The organism is Streptomyces sp. 11x1 (genome assembly GCF_032598905.1).
Taxonomy (GTDB): Bacteria; Actinomycetota; Actinomycetes; order Streptomycetales; family Streptomycetaceae; genus Streptomyces.
Map to the genome: position 1 here is coordinate 9,282,236 of NZ_CP122458.1, position 20,531 is coordinate 9,302,766.

24 protein-coding genes and 1 riboswitch are annotated in these 20,531 nt (G+C 71.9%); of the genes, 11 read left to right on the forward strand and 13 right to left on the reverse strand.

The annotated features are described in order from the left end of the window. Position 1: 1 nt before the first annotated feature. On the reverse strand, positions 2–853 hold the full coding sequence (locus P8T65_RS40840; RefSeq protein ID WP_316730452.1) for an ABC transporter ATP-binding protein: 852 nt from the start codon (positions 851–853) through the stop codon (positions 2–4). 218 nt (positions 854–1,071) lie between these two features. Here P8T65_RS40840 and P8T65_RS40845 point away from each other — a divergent pair, with 218 nt between their 5' ends. After that, entirely contained in the window at positions 1,072–1,311 is a 240-nt protein-coding gene (locus P8T65_RS40845) for a toxin-antitoxin system HicB family antitoxin (RefSeq protein WP_184896821.1), read from the forward strand. 4 nt (positions 1,312–1,315) lie between these two features. Then, complete coding sequence (locus P8T65_RS40850) at positions 1,316–1,690, forward strand: fic family toxin-antitoxin system, toxin component (protein WP_230224441.1); 375 nt, start codon at positions 1,316–1,318, stop codon at positions 1,688–1,690. Here P8T65_RS40850 and P8T65_RS40855 read toward each other — a convergent pair. Together P8T65_RS40855 and P8T65_RS40860 are read right to left on the reverse strand one after the other, a co-directional pair. Beyond that, entirely contained in the window at positions 1,659–2,345 is a 687-nt protein-coding gene (locus tag P8T65_RS40855; protein WP_316730454.1) for a class I SAM-dependent methyltransferase, read from the reverse strand. The genes P8T65_RS40850 and P8T65_RS40855 overlap by 32 nt on opposite strands. Positions 2,346–2,465: 120 nt before the next feature. Then, complete coding sequence (locus tag P8T65_RS40860) at positions 2,466–3,152, reverse strand: alpha/beta fold hydrolase (RefSeq protein WP_316730455.1); 687 nt, start codon at positions 3,150–3,152, stop codon at positions 2,466–2,468. A gap of 169 nt (positions 3,153–3,321) precedes the next feature. Between P8T65_RS40860 and P8T65_RS40865 the strand changes: the two genes are divergently transcribed. After that, a complete protein-coding gene (locus P8T65_RS40865) occupies positions 3,322–5,475 on the forward strand; it encodes a LuxR C-terminal-related transcriptional regulator (RefSeq protein ID WP_316730456.1) in 2,154 nt (717 codons plus the stop codon). Between the two features lie 81 nt (positions 5,476–5,556). Here the strand turns inward: P8T65_RS40865 and bioD are convergent, their stop codons facing one another. Genes bioD through bioB form a run of 3 tightly spaced genes read right to left on the reverse strand, consistent with a single transcriptional unit; the run spans position 5,557 to position 8,859 of the window. Further along, positions 5,557–6,276: a dethiobiotin synthase gene (gene bioD, locus P8T65_RS40870; protein WP_316731876.1), complete on the reverse strand. Its 720-nt coding sequence runs from the start codon at positions 6,274–6,276 to the stop codon at positions 5,557–5,559. A 14-nt stretch (positions 6,277–6,290) separates the two neighbouring features. Continuing rightward, a complete protein-coding gene (locus tag P8T65_RS40875) occupies positions 6,291–7,604 on the reverse strand; it encodes an adenosylmethionine--8-amino-7-oxononanoate transaminase (RefSeq protein WP_316730457.1) in 1,314 nt (437 codons plus the stop codon). Continuing rightward, the gene (gene bioB, locus P8T65_RS40880; RefSeq protein WP_316730458.1) at positions 7,597–8,859 is read right to left on the reverse strand and encodes a biotin synthase BioB; all 1,263 of its coding nucleotides are present in this window, start codon (positions 8,857–8,859) and stop codon (positions 7,597–7,599) included. The genes P8T65_RS40875 and bioB overlap by 8 nt, the downstream gene beginning before the upstream one ends. A 195-nt stretch (positions 8,860–9,054) precedes the next feature. Between bioB and P8T65_RS40885 the strand changes: the two genes are divergently transcribed. Continuing rightward, positions 9,055–10,185, forward strand: coding sequence for an 8-amino-7-oxononanoate synthase (locus tag P8T65_RS40885; RefSeq protein WP_316730459.1), 1,131 nt, complete (start codon positions 9,055–9,057; stop codon positions 10,183–10,185). A gap of 57 nt (positions 10,186–10,242) precedes the next feature. Here P8T65_RS40885 and P8T65_RS40890 read toward each other — a convergent pair whose 3' ends face one another. Together P8T65_RS40890 and P8T65_RS40895 are read right to left on the reverse strand one after the other, a co-directional pair. Next, complete coding sequence (locus P8T65_RS40890) at positions 10,243–10,467, reverse strand: DUF397 domain-containing protein (RefSeq protein WP_033529020.1); 225 nt, start codon at positions 10,465–10,467, stop codon at positions 10,243–10,245. Between the two features lie 9 nt (positions 10,468–10,476). Next, positions 10,477–11,337: a helix-turn-helix transcriptional regulator gene (locus P8T65_RS40895; RefSeq protein WP_316730461.1), complete on the reverse strand. Its 861-nt coding sequence runs from the start codon at positions 11,335–11,337 to the stop codon at positions 10,477–10,479. A 248-nt stretch (positions 11,338–11,585) separates the two neighbouring features. Here P8T65_RS40895 and P8T65_RS40900 point away from each other — a divergent pair, with 248 nt between their 5' ends. Continuing rightward, a complete protein-coding gene (locus P8T65_RS40900; RefSeq protein WP_316730462.1) occupies positions 11,586–12,044 on the forward strand; it encodes an ATP-binding protein in 459 nt (152 codons plus the stop codon). Here P8T65_RS40900 and P8T65_RS40905 read toward each other — a convergent pair. The 4 genes from P8T65_RS40905 to P8T65_RS40920 all read right to left on the reverse strand — a co-directional run bounded on the left by P8T65_RS40905 (position 12,016) and on the right by P8T65_RS40920 (position 14,746). Then, positions 12,016–12,633 (reverse strand): DUF6328 family protein, encoded by a 618-nt coding sequence (locus P8T65_RS40905; RefSeq protein ID WP_316730463.1) that lies wholly within the window; start codon positions 12,631–12,633, stop codon positions 12,016–12,018. The genes P8T65_RS40900 and P8T65_RS40905 overlap by 29 nt on opposite strands. A gap of 77 nt (positions 12,634–12,710) precedes the next feature. Beyond that, positions 12,711–13,184, reverse strand: coding sequence for a C40 family peptidase (locus P8T65_RS40910; RefSeq protein ID WP_184896845.1), 474 nt, complete (start codon positions 13,182–13,184; stop codon positions 12,711–12,713). A 3-nt stretch (positions 13,185–13,187) separates the two neighbouring features. Continuing rightward, positions 13,188–13,399: riboswitch (cyclic di-AMP (ydaO/yuaA leader) on the reverse strand. Between the two features lie 365 nt (positions 13,400–13,764). Further along, complete coding sequence (locus P8T65_RS40915) at positions 13,765–14,082, reverse strand: hypothetical protein (RefSeq protein WP_316730465.1); 318 nt, start codon at positions 14,080–14,082, stop codon at positions 13,765–13,767. A 7-nt stretch (positions 14,083–14,089) separates the two neighbouring features. Further along, positions 14,090–14,746 (reverse strand): ATP-dependent Clp protease proteolytic subunit, encoded by a 657-nt coding sequence (locus P8T65_RS40920; RefSeq protein ID WP_316730467.1) that lies wholly within the window; start codon positions 14,744–14,746, stop codon positions 14,090–14,092. A 133-nt stretch (positions 14,747–14,879) separates the two neighbouring features. Here P8T65_RS40920 and P8T65_RS40925 point away from each other — a divergent pair, with 133 nt between their 5' ends. After that, positions 14,880–15,158: a type II toxin-antitoxin system Phd/YefM family antitoxin gene (locus tag P8T65_RS40925; protein ID WP_316730469.1), complete on the forward strand. Its 279-nt coding sequence runs from the start codon at positions 14,880–14,882 to the stop codon at positions 15,156–15,158. A 141-nt stretch (positions 15,159–15,299) separates the two neighbouring features. Here P8T65_RS40925 and P8T65_RS40930 read toward each other — a convergent pair whose 3' ends face one another. Beyond that, positions 15,300–16,388, reverse strand: a complete 1,089-nt coding sequence (locus P8T65_RS40930; protein ID WP_316730470.1) for an ABC transporter permease — start codon at positions 16,386–16,388, stop codon at positions 15,300–15,302. Positions 16,389–16,489: 101 nt separating this feature from the next. Between P8T65_RS40930 and P8T65_RS40935 the strand changes: the two genes are divergently transcribed. The 5 genes from P8T65_RS40935 to P8T65_RS40955 all read left to right on the forward strand — a co-directional run bounded on the left by P8T65_RS40935 (position 16,490) and on the right by P8T65_RS40955 (position 20,288). Continuing rightward, positions 16,490–17,134: a TetR/AcrR family transcriptional regulator gene (locus tag P8T65_RS40935; protein WP_316730471.1), complete on the forward strand. Its 645-nt coding sequence runs from the start codon at positions 16,490–16,492 to the stop codon at positions 17,132–17,134. 111 nt (positions 17,135–17,245) lie between these two features. Continuing rightward, positions 17,246–17,548 (forward strand): urease subunit gamma, encoded by a 303-nt coding sequence (locus P8T65_RS40940; RefSeq protein ID WP_316731877.1) that lies wholly within the window; start codon positions 17,246–17,248, stop codon positions 17,546–17,548. A 9-nt stretch (positions 17,549–17,557) separates the two neighbouring features. Continuing rightward, a complete protein-coding gene (locus tag P8T65_RS40945) occupies positions 17,558–17,869 on the forward strand; it encodes an urease subunit beta (protein WP_184896850.1) in 312 nt (103 codons plus the stop codon). Beyond that, positions 17,862–19,583, forward strand: coding sequence for an urease subunit alpha (locus tag P8T65_RS40950; RefSeq protein ID WP_316730474.1), 1,722 nt, complete (start codon positions 17,862–17,864; stop codon positions 19,581–19,583). The genes P8T65_RS40945 and P8T65_RS40950 overlap by 8 nt, the downstream gene beginning before the upstream one ends. A gap of 30 nt (positions 19,584–19,613) precedes the next feature. Continuing rightward, on the forward strand, positions 19,614–20,288 hold the full coding sequence (locus P8T65_RS40955; RefSeq protein WP_316730475.1) for an urease accessory UreF family protein: 675 nt from the start codon (positions 19,614–19,616) through the stop codon (positions 20,286–20,288). Positions 20,289–20,531 lie beyond the last annotated feature (243 nt).

Sequence of the window (20,531 nt, forward strand, 5' to 3'; positions counted from 1 at the left end):
CTCAGTCCTTGTCGGCGTCGATGGGCCCAGCGGTCCCGGTGGCCTCGGTGACCGGGGCGGCCCCGGCCGCCGGGGCCGCCCGGACGGTGTCGAAGCGCTTCATGCGCTCCAGGACCGCCTCGGCGGAGGGACGCTCCATGCGGTCCACGATCCGCCCGTCCGCGAGGAAGAGCACCAGGTCGGAGTGGGCGGCGGCGCCCGGGTCGTGGGTGACCATGACGACCGTCTGCCCCAGCTGGTCCACCGCCTCGCGCAGGAAGCCGAGCACTTCGAGCCCGGCGCGGGAGTCGAGGTTGCCGGTGGGCTCGTCCGCGAAGATCAGCTCGGGCCGGGAGGCGAGCGCGCGGGCGCAGGCGACGCGCTGCTGCTGGCCGCCGGAGAGCTGGGCGGGCCGGTGCTTCAGCCGGTCGCGCAGTCCGAGGGTGTCGATGACCTGGGTCAGCCACTTCTCGTCGGGCTTCTTGCCCGCGATGTCCATGGGCAGGGTGATGTTCTCGGCCGCGTTCAGTGTGGGGATCAGGTTGAAGGACTGGAACATGAAGCCGATCCGGTCCCGGCGCAACCGGGTCAGGTCGCGCTCCCTGAGTCCGGTGATCTCTGTGTCCCCGAGCCACACCTGTCCGGCCGAGACGGTGTCGAGTCCGGCCAGGCAGTGCATCAACGTGGACTTGCCCGAGCCCGAGGGGCCCATCACGGCGGTGAAGCGGCCGCGCGCGATGTCCACGTCGACCGCGTCGAGGGCGAGGACCGCCGTCTCGCCCGAACCGTACGCCTTCGTCAGGCCCCGGGCACGGGCGGCGATGCCGTCCGCTTCCGCGCGGCCGAGGGGGTGCTCAGCGGCAGCAGTGGACAAAGCGGCCTCCAGGCTCGAACCAGTTCGAATTCCGGGCGTTCTCGGCCGAGCCTAGTGTGACCCAGGGCACAGCCGAAATCCCCCCGAGGGGCGAGGCCGTCTCCGTCGCAGGTCGGGTTTCCGTGATCAATGTAAGGGGCACTCATCGGGTGCCCTCGGGTCGGTTCCGGGCCAAGGCGCCCTTGCCTCCACTAGCACTCCGGCGCTAGCGTCGAACCATGGCCAAGACCCAGCTGAACGTGCGGGTGGACGAGGACACGGCCCGAGCCGCCCGAGAGCGAGCCCTGGAGCGCGGGATGAGTGTGAACCGGTACATCGAGGAACTGGTCAGGCAGGACACCGGCGAGGCGGGGCACACCTTCGTCGAGTCCGCCGCCGACTTCATGAAGCAGTACGAGGCGGTCTTCGCCGAGGAGTTCGGCACCGAGCCCGAGAACGGGCGCGAGGGACGTCACTGATCCCTTGAGTCAGCTTCGCATCGACCTCGCCTGGCTCCTGATGGTCGCCGAACGCAAGACGCCCGGCGATCCCCAGGTCACCGACTGGGGCGCGCTCGTCGCGGCCGTCGCCCGGCACGAGGCCCAGATCTTCGACGTCGCCGTCTACGACACCCCGCACGCCCGCGCCGCCGCCCTCCTCCAACTCCTCCTGCACGTACCGGCGTTGGAACGCTCCAACGCGCTGTTCGCCTCCGCCGTCGCCTACGGCTACCTGGTGGCCAGCGGCGTCAAGGTCGTCACCTCCGCCGAGCAGGTGCGCGAACTGGCCAGACTCGTCAAGAGCGGCGAGGCCGGCCTGCACGACATCACGCGGGAGCTGCGCCAGTGGAGCCAGTGACGCCCGGCCGCCGCGCCCGGCCCAGCACGCAGTAGGAGCTGGGCAACCGCGGCCCCTGCTCGGGCACCAGGACCTCCCGGACCGCCCCCAACTCGAACCCGGCGGCCCGCAGTGCGTCGACCGGGTCACGGGAGACGTGGCAGCCGCCGAACAGCAACGGCCACACCGAGCCGTCCAGTGCCCGCTGGGCCGTCCGCATGGCCCGGCCACCGCCCCGGCCGTGCTCGAAGAACCGCAGCTCACCACCGGGACGCAACACCCGGCGGACCTCGCTCAGCGAGCGCCGTACGTCCCGCACACTGCACAGCACCAGGGACACGACGGCCGCGTCGAACGCCTCGCTCTTGACCGGCAGCGCCTCCGCCGCGCCCGGCACCACGTCCACCGGTACCTCGGCGCGCAGGGCGGCCTCCAGGGCCAACCGCCGCAGCGAGTGCTCGGGTTCGATCGCCACCACCTCGGAGACGGCGGCGGGGTAGCGGGGGAAGTTCAGGCCGTTGCCGGCCCCGATCTCGATGACACGGCCTGACAGCCCGGCGAGCAACTCCTCACGCAGCGGGCCGATCCTCGGCTCCGCCGACACGCTCAGTCTGGCGTAGAAACGGGCGAAGAGGGGGTGGTGCACGGCGTCCTTCGCGGCACGGGCGCGGACCATGGGAACCTCCCGAAGGGGGCGGCGGATACCGCGATTGTCCCCCGGGAAGCACCGGCTCACCCGTCGCACGGCCGTGGGGAACGACTGTGCGACGGGTGGGGTGGGGCGCCGGGTGCCGCGTCAGGCGATGAAGTTGCGGACCTGCTCGTACACGCCGTGGTCGTTGTTCATCTCGTTGTGCGAGACACAGCCGACCTCGACGTTCGTCGCACCGCTGAGGATCGCGGTGGTGTCCGGGGTGAGCGCGTCGTCGCAGTTCGACCAGTAGCTGGCGTAGGACACGCTGCCCGGCGTCTCGTCACCGGAGTTGAGCGCGGTCAGGAACGAGCTGCCGGTGTACATCTCGCCACAGGACGTGTAGAGCCAGCGACACCAACCGGCGACGGTCGTCCCGTGGTTCACCCCGGCCGTGGAGACGAAGTCGTCCACGTACGAGGTCCCGCCGAGGTTCTTCAGGTAGTAGCGGGAGCTGAGCGCCCCCATGGAGTGCACCACCACGTCGACCTTCGCGGCACCCGTCGAGGCGCGCACACTGTCGATCTTGGTCTTCAGCTGTGCCGCCGTGGTGGCGTTCGACTGGCCCCAGTCGTAGGACCAGGAGTACAGCTCCGAGGACGTGTAGCCGTCCGCCTTGAAGTACGCGATCCAGTCGTCCCAGCTGCTGGACGAACTGCTCAGTCCGTGTACGAAGACGACCGGGTTGTGGGTGGCGGCCTGGGCGGAGGACGCCGAGAAGGAGAGCGACAGAAGGAGCGTGCTGGTCACGGTCGCGAGGGCCGTGGCGATACGGCGCATGCGGCGATGCATGGTGCCTCCTGAAACGGGTGGGGTTCGTCAGGAGTGTCAGCGGGGTCTACGCGCGCCGCATCGGCGAAATCGCCGGTCTTTACTGGCCGGTTAACCCGCAAGTAACGTGATGGGCGTGGTGACTCCGGTGAACCCCCCACAACTTCCGCATCGCTCGCCACCGCCCCCCATGAACGCGTGGCCGAGCCCGGACGCAGCGTCGGCCGCCGTGCCCACGCTGTCCGAAGGCGTGCGTGTACGCCTGCTGCACGCCGCCCACGGCGACCCGCGGGCCGCCGCGGAACTCGCCGCGGCCCTCACCCCCCGCCAGCTCACGGGCCTCGACCCGCTCCCCGCCGAGCCCCTCGCACTGGCCCCCACCCTCCTGCGAACCCACCGGCGGGACGTACGGGCCCTGCCCGACGACACCCGCTTCCTGCTGCTCCTCGCCGCCGCCGACCAGTACCCGGTGGCGACGCACGCCTACGCGCGCGCCGTCACCGCCGCCCGCCTCGACACCCGGCCGCTCGACACGGCGGAGGCGGCCGGCCTCGCGCACACCACCGCCCAGGGCATCGTCTTCCGGGACGCCTGGACCCGGATCGCCGTGTACGAGTCCGCGTCCACGGCCGACCGGCGCGAGGCCCACCGCCTCCTCGCCGCCGTCCTCAGCGGCGAGGGCGAGCGACCCGGCCGGTCCTGGCACCGGGCCGCCGCCGCCCTCGGCCCGAGCCGCCGCCTCGCCGCCGAACTCCGTCTCGCGTCACGGGTGGCACGTGCCATCGGCGACCCGGCCCTCGCGTCCGCCCTCGCCGAACGCGCCGCCGGCCTCACCCCCGAACCGGCCGAACGCGCGCCCCTGCTCGCCCGGGCCGCCGCCGAGGCCTGGCAGTCCGGCGACGGCGACCGGGCCCGCCGTCTCGTCGCCGCCACCGACGACGACGCCCTCGCGGGACTGCTCGCCCTGCGCGCCGGCAACGCCGCCGAGGCGTTCGACGCCCTGCTCACCGCCACCGTCCGGCACGTCGGCGACCACACCTCGGACCACGCCTCCCATCTGCTGGCACGAGCCACCGAGGCCGCCATCTACACCGGGGACCTCCGCCGCTGCCGCGAGGCCGCCGCCGTCGCCGACGGGCTCGGCATCCTGCCGCCCAGCACCCTCGGCGCCCTCGCCGCCGCGTTCGAGGGACGCTACGACGACGCCCGCGACGTCCTCGAAGCCGCCGCCGGACGCTGCGGTCCCGGCGGCGACCCCACCCGGCTCATCCACTCCGGGATCGCCGCCCTCCTCCTCGGCGACCACACCCGCGCCTTCACCGCCACCGCCCGCGCCGCCGCCTCCGCGCGGGCCGGCGGCGAGACGGCGACCGTGCCGCAGGCCATGGAGTTCCGGGCCTACGCCGAGTTCTGGACCGGCCGCCCCAAAGCCGCCGAGGCCGCCGCCGTGGACGCCCTGCGCCAGGCGTACGCCACCGGGCAGGACAACGGGGCCTGCCATCTCCAGGCCGCCCTCGCGATGTTCGCCGCCATCACCGGCGACGAACAGGTCTGCCGGGAGCGCGCCGAGTCCGCCCGCGGCCACGCCCTGGAACGCGGCCTCGGACTGCCCGCCGCGCTCGCCATGTTCGCCCTCGCCTTCCTCGACCTGAGCACCGGCCGCTACGCCGCCTCGGCCGCCCGGCTGCGCGCCCTCGCCGGGTTCGGCCCCGGGCACGGGCACCGGGCCATCCGGCACCTCGCCACCCCGCACTACGTCGAGGCCGCCGTCCGTACCGGCGACACCCGGGTGGCCGTCGCCGCGCACGCCGACTACGACCGCTGGGCCCGCACCGTCCGCAGCGCCGACGACCTCGCGCTCAGCGCCCGCTGCCGGGCCCTCCTCGCCACCGGCGAGGAGGCCGTCGAGCACTACCGCGCCGCCCTCGACCTGCACGCCTCCGGCACCCGTGACTTCGAACGCGCCCGTACGGAACTGCTGTTCGGCAGCGCCCTGCGGCGGCTCCGCAACCGCACCGAGGCCCGCGACCGGCTGCACAGCGCCCTGGAGGCCTTCGACCACTTCGGCTCCCCGCACTGCGCGTCCCAGGCCCGCGCGGAACTCCGTGCCCTGGGCGAGCGCGCCACCGCCGCACCCGCCGCCGAGGCCCTGGCGACCCGACTCACCGCCCAGCAGCTGATGATCGCGCGCATGGCGGCGGAGGGGGCGACCAACCGGGAGATCGCCTCGCGGCTGCTCCTGAGCCCGCGCACGATCGACCACCATCTGCGGGGCGTGTTCTCCCGGTTGGGCATCAGATCGAGAATCGAGCTGGTGAGGCTGCTGGGGGAGACGGAGAGCTGAGAGCGGCGGCGCGCCCCCTCAGGGGCGCGGGAAACTGCGCGACCAGCCACGACGTACCCGCAGCGGACCGCAGCGGCACCCCTACGGCGCGGCTTCGGCCGCACTGAAGGAAGCGGCGTCCCACACTCCACCGAGCGCCGGCGCCAGCCAACCCCCGGCCGCCGCCCGGAAGGCGGCCGGGGGCAACGCCCCGGCCCCCGCGGGCACCGCCCCCACCAGTGGGGCATCCGCGACCACCGGCAGATCAGCGAGATTGCACCGCGACGCCAGATCCGGGACCTCGGGCCAGCTGCCGATCACGACACCCGCCGACTCCACTTCCCGTGCGGCGAGTTCGCGTGCCGTCAGCTCGGTCGTGTTCAACGTACCCAGTCCGGCCGAGGCGACCAGCAGGACCGGCGCCCCCAGCAGCCGGGCCGTGTCCGCCAGCGTGCCGCCCGCCTCGTCGAACCGGACGAGGAGGCCGCCCGCGCCCTCCACCAGTACCAGGTCGTGGTCGACCGCCAGCTTCGCCGCCGCCTCGGCCACGTCCTCGGGGTGCACCGCGGGAAGCCCGGCGCGCCGGGCGGCGGTCGCGGGGGCCAACGGCTCCGGATAGCGGGCGAGTTCGCGTACCGTCACGGTGCCCGCGAGCCGGGCCACCTCGTCCGCGTCACCGCGCTCGTCCGGACGTACGCCGGTCTGCGCGGGCTTGAGGACGGCCACGGACCGGCCGGACGCCAGGGCCACCGCCGCGACGGCCGCCGTGGTGACCGTCTTGCCGACCTCCGTACCCGTCCCCGTGACCACCAGGACCGTCATGTCATCCCTCTCCGTCATCCCGCCCTCGCCGCCGCGCACACCGCGCGCGCGATCCGCGCCACGTCCTCGTCGCCGGTGACGTACGGCGGCATCGTGTAGACGAGATCCCGGAACGGCCGCAGCCACACGCCCTCGCGCACCGCCGCCGCCGTGGCGGCCGCCATGTCCACCGGGTGGTCTAGCTGGACGACCCCGATCGCGCCGAGGACACGGACGTCCCTCACCCCCGGCAGTTCACGCGCGGGCGCCAGCCCGTCCCGCAGCCCCGTCTCGATCCGTTTGACCTCCGCGAGCCAGTCCTGACCCAGCAGCAGCTCGATCGAGGCACAGGCGACGGCAGCCGCCAGCGGGTTGCCCATGAAGGTGGGCCCGTGGGCCAGCACCGGCACCTCGCCCCGCGAGATCCCGTCGGCCACCCTGGCTGTGCAAAGGGCCGCCGCCAGGGTCAGATAACCGCCGGTCAGCGCCTTGCCGACACACATCACATCCGGCGTCACCGCCGCGTGGTCGGCCGCGAACAGCGCTCCCGTACGCCCGAACCCGGTGGCGATCTCGTCGAACACCAGCAGCACGTCGTGCGCGTCGCACGCCTCGCGCAGCACCCGTAGATACGCGGGGGAGTGGAAGCGCATCCCGCCCGCCCCCTGCACCACAGGCTCCACGATCACGGCCGCCAGCTCGCCGGCGTGCCGCTCGATCGCCGCGCGCAGTGACTGCGCGTACTCCTCGTCGAACTCGGTCGGCGGCGGGTCCACGAACACCTGCCGGGGCAGGACGCCCTGCCACAGCTCGTGCATCCCGCCCTCGGGGTCGCACACCGACATGGGCTGCCAGGTGTCGCCGTGGTAGCCGCCGCGCCAGGTCAGCAGCCGCCGCTTGTCGGGGCGGCCGAGCGAGCGCCAGTACTGCAGGCACATCTTGACCGCGACCTCGACGGACACCGACCCCGAGTCGGCGAGGAACACATGCTCCAGACCGTCGGGCGACAGGTCGACGAGGTGCTTCGCCAGCCGCACGGCGGGCTCATGGGTGAGCCCGCCGAACATGACGTGGCTCATCCGGCCGAGCTGCTCGCGCGCCGCCTCGTTCAGGACGGGGTGGTTGTAGCCGTGGATCGCCGACCACCATGACGACATGCCGTCGACCAGCTCGCCCGAACCGTCCGCGAGTCTCAGCCGGACCCCGCTCGCCGACTCCACGACGAGCGGTTCCTGACGGCCCGGCATGGGCCCGTACGGGTGCCACACATGCCGCCGGTCGAGCCCCAGCAGCTCCGGCACGCTCAGTCCGGGCAACCCGGACACGCTCGGACCGGGCAGCTCAGGCATTGGGCGCGAGGTCGGTTCCGGCGCCCCGGCGGCGTACGGCCACCAGATCCGTACGAGCCTCGCCGACCGGGGTCGCGGCGGCCGGGGCCGGGGCCCGGTCGGCGGAACCGCACACCCCACCCCCCGCGTGCGACCCGCAACCCGCGCCCGCGCCGGCGCCCTCCTCCGCGTGCGATCCACAGCCGCCCCCGGCGTGCGACCCGCACCCGGCGCTCTCCGCGGACCCGCAGCCCTCACCGGCGGCCGCGGTCCCCCGGTGCCGCGGCAGCGTCACCTGGTCGGTGCCCTCCACCTCGAACCCGGCGTCCGCGATCATCTCCAGGTCGGCCTTGCCCGCCTGGCCCTCACTGGTGAGGTAGTCGCCGAGGAAGATCGAGTTGGCCAGGTGCAGGGCGAGCGGCTGCATCGTGCGCAGATGGACCTCGCGGCCGCCCGCGATCCGCACCTCGATGTCCGGGCAGACGAACCGCACCATCGCCAGGATCCGCAGACAGCGCTGCGGGGTCAGGTTCCACTCCTTGGCCAGCGGGGTGCCCTCGAACGGGATCAGGAAGTTCACCGGCACGGAGTCCGGGTCCAGTTCGCGCAGCGAGAAGACCACGTCGACCAGGTCCTCGTCGCTCTCGCCCATGCCCGCGATCAGCCCCGAGCAGGCCGACAGACCGGCCGCGTGCGCCTTCTGGACCGTGTCCACCCGGTCGGCGTACGTGTGCGTCGTCGTGATCTCGCCGTACGTCGCCTCGGACGTGTTCAGGTTGTGGTTGTAGGCGTCGGCGCCCGCCTCCCGCAGACGTTCCGCCTGGCCGTCGGAGAGCAGACCGAGACAGGCGCACACCTCGACGCCCTCGTTGCCGTCCTTGATCGCCTTGATGGTGTCGGAGACCCGGTCCACGTCCCGGTCGGTCGGGCCGCGCCCGGACGCCACCAGGCAGACCCGCTTGGCGCCGCCCGCGAGCCCGGCCACGGCTGCCTCGGAGGCCTCATGCGGCTTGAGCCAGGTGTACTTGAGGATGCCGGCGGTCGAGCCGAGCCGCTGCGAGCAGTAGGAACAGTCCTCGGGGCACAGGCCCGACTTGAGGTTGACCAGGTAGTTCAGTTTCACCCGGCGCCCGAACCAGTGCCGGCGTACCTTCCCGGCCGCGGCCACCACGTCCAACAGCTCGTCGTCGGAGGTGCCCAGAACGGCGAGCGCCTCGGCACGGCTCAGCGGCTCTCGCCGGAGCCCCTTGTCCACCAGCGTGTTCAGCAGGTCCATGAGAGCCGATCCTGTCCTACGGGACCGCTCCCGGCCAAGGAGGCTTCGGACAACAGAGTGGGATCGACGTGTGGGTATTGCCACATCGTGGGCGGCTGGTCCGGCCGTTAGTGTCTGTGCACTGCCTACAAAAGCCCCCGCCGAGCCGTCCACGACGGCCCGGTGCTGCGGGCCGCACATCAAACCGGAGGACCCATGGCGTTCGGCTGGATCGACGAGCAGGCCTCGGCGCGCCGCCGGGCCGGGCTGGTGCGCACCCTGCGCCCCCGCCCCGCCGACTCGCCGCTCCTCGACCTCGCGAGCAACGACTACCTGGGTCTGTCCCGGCACCCCGAGATCACCGAGGGCGCCGCCGAGGCCGCGCGCCGCTGGGGCGCCGGCGCCACCGGCTCCCGGCTCGTCACCGGCACCACCGAGCTGCACGGCGAGCTGGAGCGGGAACTCGCCGACTTCTGCGGTTTCGAGGCCGCCCTCGTCTTCTCCTCCGGCTACGCGGCCAACCTCGCCGCCGTCACCGCGCTCGCCCCGCACGGCTCCCTGATCGTCTCGGACGCGGGCAACCACGCCTCCCTCATCGACGGCTGCCGGCTGGCCCGGGGCACCGCCCAGGTCGTGGCCCACGCCGACCCGGAGGCGGTCCGCAAGGCTCTCGCCACGGGCGGCGGGGCACCTGCCGTCGCCGTCTCCGACACGGTGTTCTCCGTGGACGGCGACGCCGCCCCGCTGACCGGACTGGCCGCCGCCTGCCGTGAGTTCGGCGCCGGGCTCGTGGTGGACGACGCGCACGGCCTCGGTGTCCTCGGCGACGGCGGCCGGGGCGCGCCCTACGCGGCGGGGCTCGCGGGCGCCCCCGACGTGGTCGTGACGGTCACGCTGTCGAAGTCGCTGGGCAGCCAGGGCGGTGCGGTGCTCGGGCCCGCGAAGGTCATCGACCACCTGGTCAACGCGGCCCGGACGTTCATCTTCGACACGGGCCTCGCCCCCGCGGCGACCGGAGCGGCGCTCGCCGCGCTCCGGCTGCTGCGCCGTGAGCCGGAGCGCGCCGCACGGGCCCGCGAGGTGGCGCGGGAGCTGCACACACGGCTGACGGCGTCGGGCCATGAAGCGGTGCGGCCCGACGCCGCCGTGGTCTCCGTACGCGCGCCGTCGCCGGATCAGGCGGTGCGGTGGGCGGCGGACTGCCGGGCGGCGGGTCTCGCCGTCGGTTGTTTCCGTCCACCGTCCGTACCGGACGGCGTTTCGCGGCTGCGGCTGACCGCCCGCGCGGATCTCACGCGGGAGCAGATCGACCGAGCCGTGGGGATCATCGGCGATACGCGGCCGTGAGTCGGCGTCAGGGCCGAGCGTCGCCGTAAGCGGAAGTACGAACGCTGTCGGTGGTGGTCACCGAAGCGTGGTGATGAATCCCTCCCAGGCGTCGGGTTCGAACAGCAGGGCGGGCCCCGCCGTGTTCTTCGAATCGCGTACGGCCACCAGGCCGGCCCAGCGGCCGGACGCGGGACGGGCCGTCTCCACGCAGTTGTTCATTCCGGTGCTGCGACTGCTGCGCAGCCATCGCACTCCGCGTAGTTCGGTACTGGTGGGTACGTTCCGAGGCAGTGCGGACATGGTGCCTCCTTACGTGCCGGCGGCTAGCCCGGCGATGTAATCCAACGAGTCCTCGGGCGAAAGGGCGTGGATCTGAAGGGCGTTGAAGGCCTCGACATACGCCTTGAGGTCTTCTTTCCGTTCGAGGTAGAGGCTACTCGTCAAGTGGTCGAGAACAACCACGTCCAGATCGGATGTGCTCCGAAATGAGAAAATTACGAAAGGGCCCGTGACGCCGATGTGCGCCCCGGCAGTGAACGGGAGCACCTGCAGTCGCACCTGGGGAAGGCGGGCCGCCTCGACCAGCCGGCCCAGCTGCCGGGCCATGATCTCGGCCCCGCCCACCTCACGTCGGAGAACGCCCTCGTCGAGCACGGCGCTCAGCTTCAGCGCCGGGTTCCCCCGCAGTACTTCCTGCCGCGCGAGCCGCACTTCCACGAGCGCGTCGAGTTTGTCGTCTTCCAGCCCCTCCACCGCGGCCCGGGTCACCGCCCGCGCGTACTCGGGAATCTGCAGCAGGCCGGGCACCACCGAGGTCTCCAGCGTCCGCATCCCCCCGGCCTGCGACTCCAGGCTGATGAAGTCCCGGTACGTCGGCGGTAGTACGCCCCGGTACGCGTGCCACCAGTTGTGCCGCCCGCCGCCGTCCTCGGAGCCCGCCAGCGCCAGGAGCAGCTCCCGTAATTCGGCGTCGCAGACCCCGTACACGTCCAGCAGCTTGCGTACGTCCGCGGGCTTCACCCCGCTCGCGCCCGTCTCGATCCGGCTCACCTTGGACTGGTGCCAGCCCACGCGGTGGGCCGCCTCGATGCTGGTGAGCGCGGAACGGGTGCGCAGGACACGCAACTCGGCACCGAGCCTGCGGCGGCGCACCGCCGGACCGTACTGCATGGGATTCTCCTTCCGCCCGGCGCGCGAAGTCGGGGTGACGACAGAGGATGGACGAAACCCCCACCGAAATACGGTCGGCCGTCGGATAGTTCACCGCTTCGAGCGACAGATATATGCATATCTTGGTGGATCGCCACCCGAGACAGCCCAGGTAGTGGCAGTCTGGCGCGAAGCACCAGTCCGGGACCGTAGTCGAGCCATCCGCTCCCTGTCTGACATCCGGTCCCGTGGGAAAGGGACGCCTCGCCATGGCAGATCACCTGGAAGCATCCGTCACTCTGCCGAGCGATCCCGCCTCGGTGTCCACGGCCCGGAACTACGTCGCCGGCGTGCTCGCCGAATGGGGTCTGCCGGGCGACACCGACATCGCGGACACCGTGCGCCTGATCGTGTCCGAGCTCGCCACCAACGCCGTCCAGCACACCCGCGGTCAGTCGCCCACCTTCACCGTGGACATCGCCCTCGACCGGGACGAGCAGCTGTGCATCGGCGTCACCGACAGCCATCCACGCTTTCCGAAACGGCTGCCGGCCGCCGTCCAGCAGGACAACGGCCGGGGCATGGTCATCATCCGCTGGCTGACCGCCGAGTGCGGGGGCAGGCTCAGCGTCAGACCCACCCGGGAGGGCGGCAAGACGGTGGCGATCGAACTGCCCTGGACGGTCCCGGCGCAGCCGCTCAGCGCAGGCGGTCCGCAGGAGACGTGACGGCGTCCCGGTCCGTTTCCGGGCTCGTGACCGTATCCGTGCTGGTGCCCGGGCCCTGAGGTGTCGTCGACGGCGGCGCGGGTGCGCGCGTGGTCGGAATCGAGCCGTAGCGGTCCGAGACTCGGCTCACCAGCTTCGGGAGGACGGCCCACAGGCTCAGGCACACGAGGAAGGTGCCGGCCCCGGCGGTGATCCCGGCCTTCCGGCCGAGCGTCACGTCCACGACGAGCAGGACCGATCCGGTGAAGGCCGGCATCAGCACGATCAGGCCCGCGGTGGCCAGCCTCGAAGAGACCTGGACGATGACGGGCTTGGCGTTCTGCTGGAAGAGCGAGCGGTGCAGGGCGGCCGGGGCGGTGAAGAGCGTCGCCGCGAGGACCGAGAGCAGCAGGGTGGTGACGTACGTGGCGCGCTGGACGGAGTCCAGGTCCGGAAAGCGCGGGGTGAAGGCCAACGTCAGCAGGAACGCGAAGAGGATCTGCACCCCGGTCTGGGTGACGCGCAACTCCTGCAGCAGCTCGGAGAAATTGCGGTCGGCGCGTTCGAGCGGGGTCTCGTTGCGTGCGGGGCGGGTGCGTTGGTCGGCCATGGTCGAACGGGTATCCAAAACCGCCGGTCGCACGCCCGTCCGGGGCGGCAGAGCTCTCCGCCGCCCCGGACGGTGGGTCAGCGGACCCGGCCGTACCAGACGTTCTTCGTCCACAGCTTCTGCAGCCGGACGACGTCACCCGTCTTCGGCGAGTGCCAGATCTTTCCCTTCCCCGCGTAGATACCGACGTGGTAGACGTTCGAGCCCGAGTGGAAGAAGACGAGGTCTCCGAGCTTGCGGCTGCTCGCGGAGATGTGCTTCGTCTTGTTGTACTGCTGCTGAGCAGTGCGGGGCAGCTTCTTGCCCGCCTTCTTGAACGAGTAGAGCGTCAGCCCTGAGCAGTCGAACCTGCTCGGGCCCGTGGCGCCGTACTTGTAAGGGGAGCCCTTCTTGGAAGCCGCGACCTTCAGTGCCTTCGACGCCACCGTGGCGGCCTCGGCGCCGGATGCGGCGCCCGGGACCACGATGCTGCCGCTGACAGCGGCGATGGTCAGAGCCGAGGCCGTGCCGGCCCGGGTCAACAGCGACGGGACACGATTCAGCGCAGTCATGCGCAACCCTTCGTCAGCCGCCTGTGAAGGATGACCTGTCGGATTCGGGCTGGCGAAGTTGCCCGGCCGCTGACGCGGCTTCACCCCAAGGGCTGCTCGGCCCGGTCATGGCTTGACCGTTCCGGCGACCCGTCGTGCTTGGGTCCTCCACTCCTGCCGATGCACTTCTGTCGACCGGTCATCCGGGTAGCGGCAGGACTCGGCGTCCACCCGGATCGCCCCGCCGCTGCGGCGGGGGCTTGTCGTCAGGAAGGGATCTTGGCGTACGGACGTCCGAAAATCCCAACGGAACCGTGGATTTGTGGTCTTACTCACCACTCGCCCGTTCGGGTGGACAGACCCTTTTCAGCTGTTGTGTCCAAGCGGTCGGGGAGGTCCGCACCAGCACCGGAATGGCATATTCCGGCACGGTACCAGGCATGTTGCGCAACTTCACAGGTCCTCGCGACGTATGGGCCGATGGGTCGATAGCGGTAGGCCGTCCGGACGGCGCGAAACCTGGACCGGACGCTCCGTCAGTAGTACGGCGAGCGCTCCGGGATCGGTTCAGGCGCGTCACCAACCTCTCGGGTCAACACACCTAGGCGGGTGAGTCCTCCGGCTCCGGCGGCAGCGTCACCCGCCCCGCCCGCCGCTCGCCGGCCATGACCCGCAGGGCTCGCGCGAGCGTCGGGGCGTGCACCTCGTGCTCTCCACGCCTGTGCATCAGTTCGAGCGCGTCGCGCAGGGCGGTCGCCTTGGCGACGAGAGCCTGCGCCGCGCGCAACCCGTGGTAGGTGTCGCCCGGTCGGGCCGGATTGATCCGGCCGAGCAGATCGACCGCATCCAGGTATCGGTCGATCAGCTCGGCCTCGGCGCGCGTGAGCGCGGGCAACGGCGGTAGTTCCGGCGGGAGCATCGACGGCTCACCTCGCGCCGCGGAGCGCACGCGAGGCCCTGTGGCTCGGGATTACCCGATCGGCCAGGCCGTACTCCACCGCCGCCTCCGCGTCGAGGAAGGTGTCCCGCTCGATGTCGGCGCTGATCCGCTCCGGGCTCCGGCCCGTGTGCCGGACGAGCATCTTCTCCAGCTTCCGGCGGTTGCGCGTCAACTCCTCGGCCTGGATCGCCAGATCACTGGCCTGCCCCTCGATCCGGTCGGCCACCGCCGGCTGGTGGATCAGCACGCGCGCGCCGGGCAGCACGAACCGCTTGCCCGGCGTGCCCGCCGCGAGCAGCACCGCGGCGGCCGAACCCGCCTGCCCCAGACAGACGGTCTCCACGTCGCAGGTGACGAAGCGGATGGTGTCGTAGAGCGCCGTCATCGCGCTGAACGAGCCGCCGGGCGAGTTGATGTACAGCGAGATGTCGCGGTCCGGCGACTGGTGTTCGAGGTGCATGAACTGCGCCATCACGTCGTTCGCCGAGGTGTCGTCGATCTGCGTCCCGAGGAACACGATCCGTTCTTCCAACAACTTGGCGTACGGATCCATCGTTCGGTGACCCGCACTGGTGCGCTCGGTGAACTCGGGCAGCACATGACGGGCCGACGGCCGGTTCGCGGGCACGCGGTTCGCTGGCATGGGACGCGCCTCCTCTGATCGATTTCTGTAAAAAATGTACAGGACGTACGTACCGGAGAGGAGGGGTTTTGGTCGGCCGGAGCGGGATCCCGTACTCGGGGCGGCGCAAGGCCCCCGGTCTAAGCTGGACTGCATGGCCTACGAGATTCCGGTGACGCAAGCCAGGGCTGAGCTCGCCGATCTGATCAACCGCGTGGTCTACGGCGGCGAGCGCGTCGTCGTGACGCGGCACGGCAAGCCCCTCGTCGCCCTGGTCTCCGCGGCGGACCTGGAGCAGCTCGAAGCCCTCCAGGAGCCCACCGACGAGCCGGTGATCAGTGCCGTCTCCCGAGTACGCGAGGTAGCGCCGACGGCGCCGGAACAACAGCGCTTCGGCATCGCGGCCGAGCACCGGGGGCCGGGGGCTTCGTAGGACTCCTGGCACGAGCGGTGGGCTGGGCCCGGGTGGCGGTCGCTTCCCGTGTAGACGCGGGAGACCGGCAACCGAAAGGCCGTGCGCCCCCGTCCGCTACAGCGGGGGTGCACGGCCGGTGTGGAAGAGCGGTCGCCGGGCTCAGTGGGCCGGGGTCGGCTTCGGGGCGGTCCGCTCGGCGGGGCGGGTGCTGCGCTCGCGCAGGCCGGCCAGGAGGATCGCCGTCAGACCGAGGGCGGCCCACGCGGTCAGCACCAAGGTCGGGGTCAGGGCACCGGCGCCGTCGAAGAAGGACACCGACCTGAGGAGCGACGCCCCGGCGCCGGGCGGGAGGAGCTGACCGAGGGCGCCCGCAGGCTCCGGGAGCATCTGGGGTGCGGAGGAGGCGCCCGCGAACGGGTTGCCGAGGAACACGATCAGCAGGGCGCCCAGACCGAGGCCCGCCCTGCCCAGCAGCGCGGCGAGTCCGGCCACGGTGGCGCCGACGGCCAGGGTCGCCAGGCCCAGCACGCCGGCCTCGGCCCACCAGTGACCGCCGAGCACACCGAGCCAGCTGTCGGCGAGGGTGGCGGCCGCGGCCCCCACCAGCGCGGCGGCCCCGATCAACGCGGCCGCCGCACGACCCCGGCGCAGCCCGAGCAGGGTGATCATGGCGCCGGACGCCGTCCCGGCCAGGGCCAGGGGCAGCACGCTCGAACCGAAGGCCGCGCCCCGCGGGTCGCTCGCCGGGCCGGCCACCACGTCGGTGGTCGTCACCCGGGCGCCTTCCTGCGCGGCCTGCTCCGTCACGGCCTGCTGCAGCAACTGGGCGACCATCGGGCTCGCGGCCGAGGCGGTGAGCAGCTTGGGCCCGGCCGGGGAGACGACCACCGCGCCGTATACATCCCGGTCCTCGATCGCCTCCCGGGCGGCCGCCTCGTCGGCGTAGCGGTGGATCTCGAACGCGCCGTCCCGCTGCTCGAGCTGCTGCTCGACCTGGGTGACGGCGGACGCCGGTCCGGCCACGCCGAGCGGCAGGTCGCGCGGCGCGGTGCGGGCGTTGGGCCAGGCGAAGGCCCAGAGCGCGAGTGCCGCGACGAGCGGGACCAGGACGATGATCGCGACCATGCGACGGCCGGGAGGTGCCGAGTGACCCGGGGTCGCCGCGCTGGCGGAGGGGGTGGCTGCGGCGGGGGTGGTGCCTGTGCCCGTGGCCTGGGCCGCGGTGGATGCAGCGGACGGGGCGGACATCTGTGCCTCCCAAAAAGAAGGATCGTTCGTTTTTCTTGAACCCACCATGTCCCGGGGGGTCGCGCTTGTCAAGAAGGAACGTTCGTTTTACGTTTGGCGGCATGCCTCGCGTATCCCAGGAGCGCCTCGACGCCCGCCGCCGCCAGATCCTCGACGCCGCCGCCCGCTGCTTCGCACGCAACGGCTTCCACGCCACGTCCATGCAGGACGTGCTGAAGGAGGCGGACCTCTCCGCCGGGGCGGTCTACCGGTACTTCAGCGGCAAGGAGGAGCTGATCGCCGCGATCGCGGGCACCGTCCTCGCCGAGGTGCGCGCAGCGTTCGAGGAGGCCACCACGCAGAGCCCTCCTCCGCCGCCGGACGTGCTGATCGGCACGGTCCTGCGCCGGGTCCTGCACCGGCAGCCGATGCTGGGGGAGGCGGGGGAGTCCCTCTATCCGAGGCTCATGGTCCAGGTCTGGGCCGAGACGCTGCGCAACCCCGAGCTGCACGCCATCCTTCAGGAGGGGTTCGCAGAGGTCCGCAAGCCGTGGGTCAAGATCGTCGAGGCGTACCAGGACGCCGGCATGATGCGGGCCGACATCCCCGCGATCAGCGTCGCGCGGACGATGGTGGCGCTCGCCCAGGGGTTCCTCGCCCAGTACGCGCTCTTCGGGGAAGCGCCGGTCCAGGTGGTCGAGCTGGGTCTGCGGGCGCTGACGAGCATGGGCGACCCGAAGACCGGGACTGAGCGGGCGGGGCGTTAACGTCGCCGAAACGCCACCCAATTAGCCTGCGGCCACGCCACCAGCGAATTTACCCGGTGGCGAGGCAACCGGATCCCGCACGGTCCGGAGCGAGGATGTGAGGTGGACGCCGTGCAACTGAGCCCGCACGAGCAGGAGAGGCTGCTGATCCATGTGGCGGCCGACGTGGCGGAGAAGCGCCGGGCCCGTGGCCTGAAGCTGAACCACCCCGAGGCCGTCGCGCTCATCACCGCGCACCTCCTGGAAGGCGCGCGGGACGGCCGTACGGTGGCCGAACTCATGGCGTCCGGGCGGCAGTTGCTCACCCGGGACGACGTCATGGAGGGCATCCCCGAGATGATCCACGACGTCCAGGTCGAGGCGACCTTCCCGGACGGCACCAAGCTCGTCACCGTCCACGACCCGATCGTCTGAGGGGGGCCAGTGATTCCCGGAGAGATCCTGTTCGCCTCGGACCCGATCGTCTACAACCAGGGCCGTGAGGTCACCCGGCTCACCGTCCTCAACGCCGCCGACCGGCCCGTCCAGGTCGGCTCCCACTACCACTTCGCCGAGGCCAACCCCGGCCTGGAGTTCGACCGCGCCGCCGCGCGCGGCAAGCGGCTGAACGTCGCCGCCGGCACCGCCGTGCGTTTCGAGCCCGGGATCCCCGTCGACGTCGAACTCGTACCGCTCACCGGCGCTCGTGTCGTGCCCGGTCTGCGCGGGGAGACCGGAGGTGCCCTCGATGCCTGAGATCTCGCGTGCCGCGTACGCGGACCTGTTCGGCCCCACCACCGGTGACCGCATCCGGCTCGCCGACACCGATCTGCTCGTCGAGATCGAGGAGGACCGCTCCGGCGGACCCGGACTCGCCGGCGACGAGGCCGTGTTCGGTGGCGGCAAGGTCATCCGCGAATCCATGGGCCAGGCGCGTGCTACGCGCGCAGAAGGCACCCCGGACACCGTCATCACCGGCGCGGTGATCATCGACCACTGGGGCATCGTCAAGGCCGACATCGGCATCCGGGACGGCCGGATCACCGGCATCGGCAAGGCGGGCAACCCCGACACCATGGACGGGATCCACCCCGACCTGGTCATCGGCCCCGAGACGGAGATCATCGCGGGCAACGGGCGGATCGTCACCGCCGGGGCCATCGACGCCCACGTCCACTTCATCTGCCCGCAGATCGCCGACGAGGCCCTGTCGTCCGGTGTCACGACCCTGGTCGGTGGAGGCACGGGACCGGCGGAGGGCTCGAAGGCCACGACCGTCACACCCGGCCCGTGGCACCTCGCCCGGATGCTGGAGGCGATGGAGCAGTACCCGCTCAACATCGGGTTCCTCGGCAAGGGCAACACGGTCTCGCACGAGGCGATGCTGTCCCAGATCCGCGGGGGCGCCCTCGGCCTCAAGCTGCACGAGGACTGGGGTTCGACCCCGGCCGTCATCGACGCCTCGCTGACCGTCGCCGAACGGACCGGCATCCAGGTCGCCATCCACACGGACACCCTCAACGAGGCCGGTTTCGTAGGGGACACGCTCGCGGCGATCGCCGGGCGCGGGATCCACGCCTACCACACCGAGGGCGCGGGCGGCGGGCACGCGCCCGACATCATGACCGTCGTCTCCGAGCCGCACGTCCTGCCCAGCTCCACCAACCCGACCCGCCCCTACACCGTCAACACCGCCGAGGAACACCTCGACATGCTGATGGTCTGCCACCACCTGAACGCGGCCGTTCCCGAGGACCTCGCGTTCGCCGAGTCCCGGATCCGGCCGTCGACCATCGGGGCCGAGGACATCCTGCACGACCTGGGCGCGATCTCGATCATCTCCTCCGACGCGCAGGCCATGGGCCGGGTGGGCGAAGTCATTCTGCGGACCTGGCAGACCGCGCACGTGATGAAGCGACGGCGCGGCGCGCTCCCCGGCGACGGGCGTGCGGACAACCGACGGGTACGTCGCTATGTCGCCAAGTACACGATCAACCCGGCGCTCGCGCAGGGTCTTTCCAAGGAGATCGGGTCCGTCGAGAGCGGCAAGCTCGCCGACCTCGTGCTGTGGGAGCCCGCGTTCTTCGGCGTGAAGCCGCAGCTCGTGATGAAGGGCGGGCAGATCGCCTACGCGCAGATGGGCGACGCAAACGCCTCCATCCCCACGCCGCAGCCGATCCTCCCGCGTCCCATGTACGGGGCCATCGGGCGGGCGCCCGCCTCCAACTCGTTCAACTTCGTGGCACCGCTCGCCATCGAGGACGGGCTGCCGGAGCGGCTGTCGCTGGGCAAGCGGTTCGTCGCCATCGAGTCGACCCGCGGGGTCACCAAGGCGGACATGCGGGAGAACGACGCGCGGCCCGAGGTGCGCGTCGACCCCGACAGCTTCGCCGTGCACATCGACGGGGAACTGGTCGAGGCGACACCGGCCGCCGAACTGCCCATGGCCCAGCGTTACTTCCTCTTCTGATGGCTGGGGTCCGTGTGGCTGGGGTCCGTGATGTCTAGGGCGACTCTTCTCGTCCTGGCCGACGGCCGCTTCCCCGCCGGGGGGCACGCGCACTCCGGCGGGGCCGAGGCGGCCGTCAAGGCCGGGCTGATCACCGGGGCGGAGGGGCTGGAGGCGTTCTGCCGGGGTCGACTGCACACCGCCGGGCTGGTGGCTGCGTCCCTCGCGGCCGCCGCCGCGCTGGGTGTCGACCCGGTCGAGCTGGACGTTGCCGCCGACGCCCGTACGCCGTCGCTCGCGCTGCGGGTCGCCTCGCGGAAGCTGGGGCGGCAGTTGATGCGGGCGGCGCGGGCGACGTGGCCCTCCGGGGAGCTGGACGCGGTGGCGCGGGCGTTCCCCAAGGGGGCGCACCAGCCGGTCGTGCTGGGGGTCGCCGCCCGTGTCGCCGGGCTGGGGGCGGACGATGCCGCGTACTGCGCCGCGTACGAGAGTGTGAGTGGGGCGGCCAGTGCGACGGTGCGGTTGCTGAGTCTTGATCCGTTCGAGGCGACGGGGGTGTTGGCGCGGCTGGCTCCCGAGATGGACGGGGTGGTGGGGGCGGCGGTCGAGGCGGCGCGGGGGGTGAGGGCCGGTGGGGTGGGGGGTCTGCCGGTGGCTTCCGGGCCGTTGTCGGAGATCGGTGCGGAGGTGCATGCGGCTTGGCCTGTGCGGTTGTTCGCGTCCTGAGAGGGGTTCGCCCCCGCCGCCCCTACCCGTCCCGTCCTCAAGGGGCTGCGCCCCTTTGACCCCCGGGCGTCCGTCCGGTGGGGGCTGGTCGCGCAGTTTCCCGCGCCCCTGGAAAAGAGCGGGGCTGCGCCCCGGCTTTTTTCGGGCCCACAGGGCCTGAATCCTCTAGGGGCGCGGGGAACTGCGCGAGAAGCCCCACGCACCCGCACCCGCCCTACGGCCGTTCTCCCCGAGCTCTTCCGC

Bases quoted from the DNA above. Each gene is read 5' to 3' on its own strand.
- P8T65_RS40920 (WP_316730467.1), bottom strand. From the start codon at position 14,746: ATGCCAGCGAACCGCGTGCCCGCGAACCGGCCGTCGGCCCGTCATGTG.
- P8T65_RS40925 (WP_316730469.1), top strand. From the start codon at position 14,880: ATGGCCTACGAGATTCCGGTGACGCAAGCCAGGGCTGAGCTCGCCGAT.
- bioB (WP_316730458.1), bottom strand. From the start codon at position 8,859: ATGGACCTGCTGAACACGCTGGTGGACAAGGGGCTCCGGCGAGAGCCG.
- P8T65_RS40905 (WP_316730463.1), bottom strand. From the start codon at position 12,633: ATGGCCGACCAACGCACCCGCCCCGCACGCAACGAGACCCCGCTCGAA.
- P8T65_RS40890 (WP_033529020.1), bottom strand. From the start codon at position 10,467: ATGTCCGCACTGCCTCGGAACGTACCCACCAGTACCGAACTACGCGGA.
- P8T65_RS40900 (WP_316730462.1), top strand. From the start codon at position 11,586: ATGGCAGATCACCTGGAAGCATCCGTCACTCTGCCGAGCGATCCCGCC.
- P8T65_RS40860 (WP_316730455.1), bottom strand. From the start codon at position 3,152: ATGCATCGCCGCATGCGCCGTATCGCCACGGCCCTCGCGACCGTGACC.
- P8T65_RS40915 (WP_316730465.1), bottom strand. From the start codon at position 14,082: ATGCTCCCGCCGGAACTACCGCCGTTGCCCGCGCTCACGCGCGCCGAG.
- P8T65_RS40955 (WP_316730475.1), top strand. From the start codon at position 19,614: ATGTCTAGGGCGACTCTTCTCGTCCTGGCCGACGGCCGCTTCCCCGCC.
- P8T65_RS40910 (WP_184896845.1), bottom strand. From the start codon at position 13,184: ATGACTGCGCTGAATCGTGTCCCGTCGCTGTTGACCCGGGCCGGCACG.
- P8T65_RS40875 (WP_316730457.1), bottom strand. From the start codon at position 7,604: ATGCCTGAGCTGCCCGGTCCGAGCGTGTCCGGGTTGCCCGGACTGAGC.
- P8T65_RS40865 (WP_316730456.1), top strand. From the start codon at position 3,322: ATGAACGCGTGGCCGAGCCCGGACGCAGCGTCGGCCGCCGTGCCCACG.
- P8T65_RS40895 (WP_316730461.1), bottom strand. From the start codon at position 11,337: ATGCAGTACGGTCCGGCGGTGCGCCGCCGCAGGCTCGGTGCCGAGTTG.
- P8T65_RS40935 (WP_316730471.1), top strand. From the start codon at position 16,490: ATGCCTCGCGTATCCCAGGAGCGCCTCGACGCCCGCCGCCGCCAGATC.
- bioD (WP_316731876.1), bottom strand. From the start codon at position 6,276: ATGACGGTCCTGGTGGTCACGGGGACGGGTACGGAGGTCGGCAAGACG.
- P8T65_RS40855 (WP_316730454.1), bottom strand. From the start codon at position 2,345: ATGGTCCGCGCCCGTGCCGCGAAGGACGCCGTGCACCACCCCCTCTTC.
- P8T65_RS40930 (WP_316730470.1), bottom strand. From the start codon at position 16,388: ATGTCCGCCCCGTCCGCTGCATCCACCGCGGCCCAGGCCACGGGCACA.
- P8T65_RS40950 (WP_316730474.1), top strand. From the start codon at position 17,862: ATGCCTGAGATCTCGCGTGCCGCGTACGCGGACCTGTTCGGCCCCACC.
- P8T65_RS40845 (WP_184896821.1), top strand. From the start codon at position 1,072: ATGGCCAAGACCCAGCTGAACGTGCGGGTGGACGAGGACACGGCCCGA.
- P8T65_RS40885 (WP_316730459.1), top strand. From the start codon at position 9,055: ATGGCGTTCGGCTGGATCGACGAGCAGGCCTCGGCGCGCCGCCGGGCC.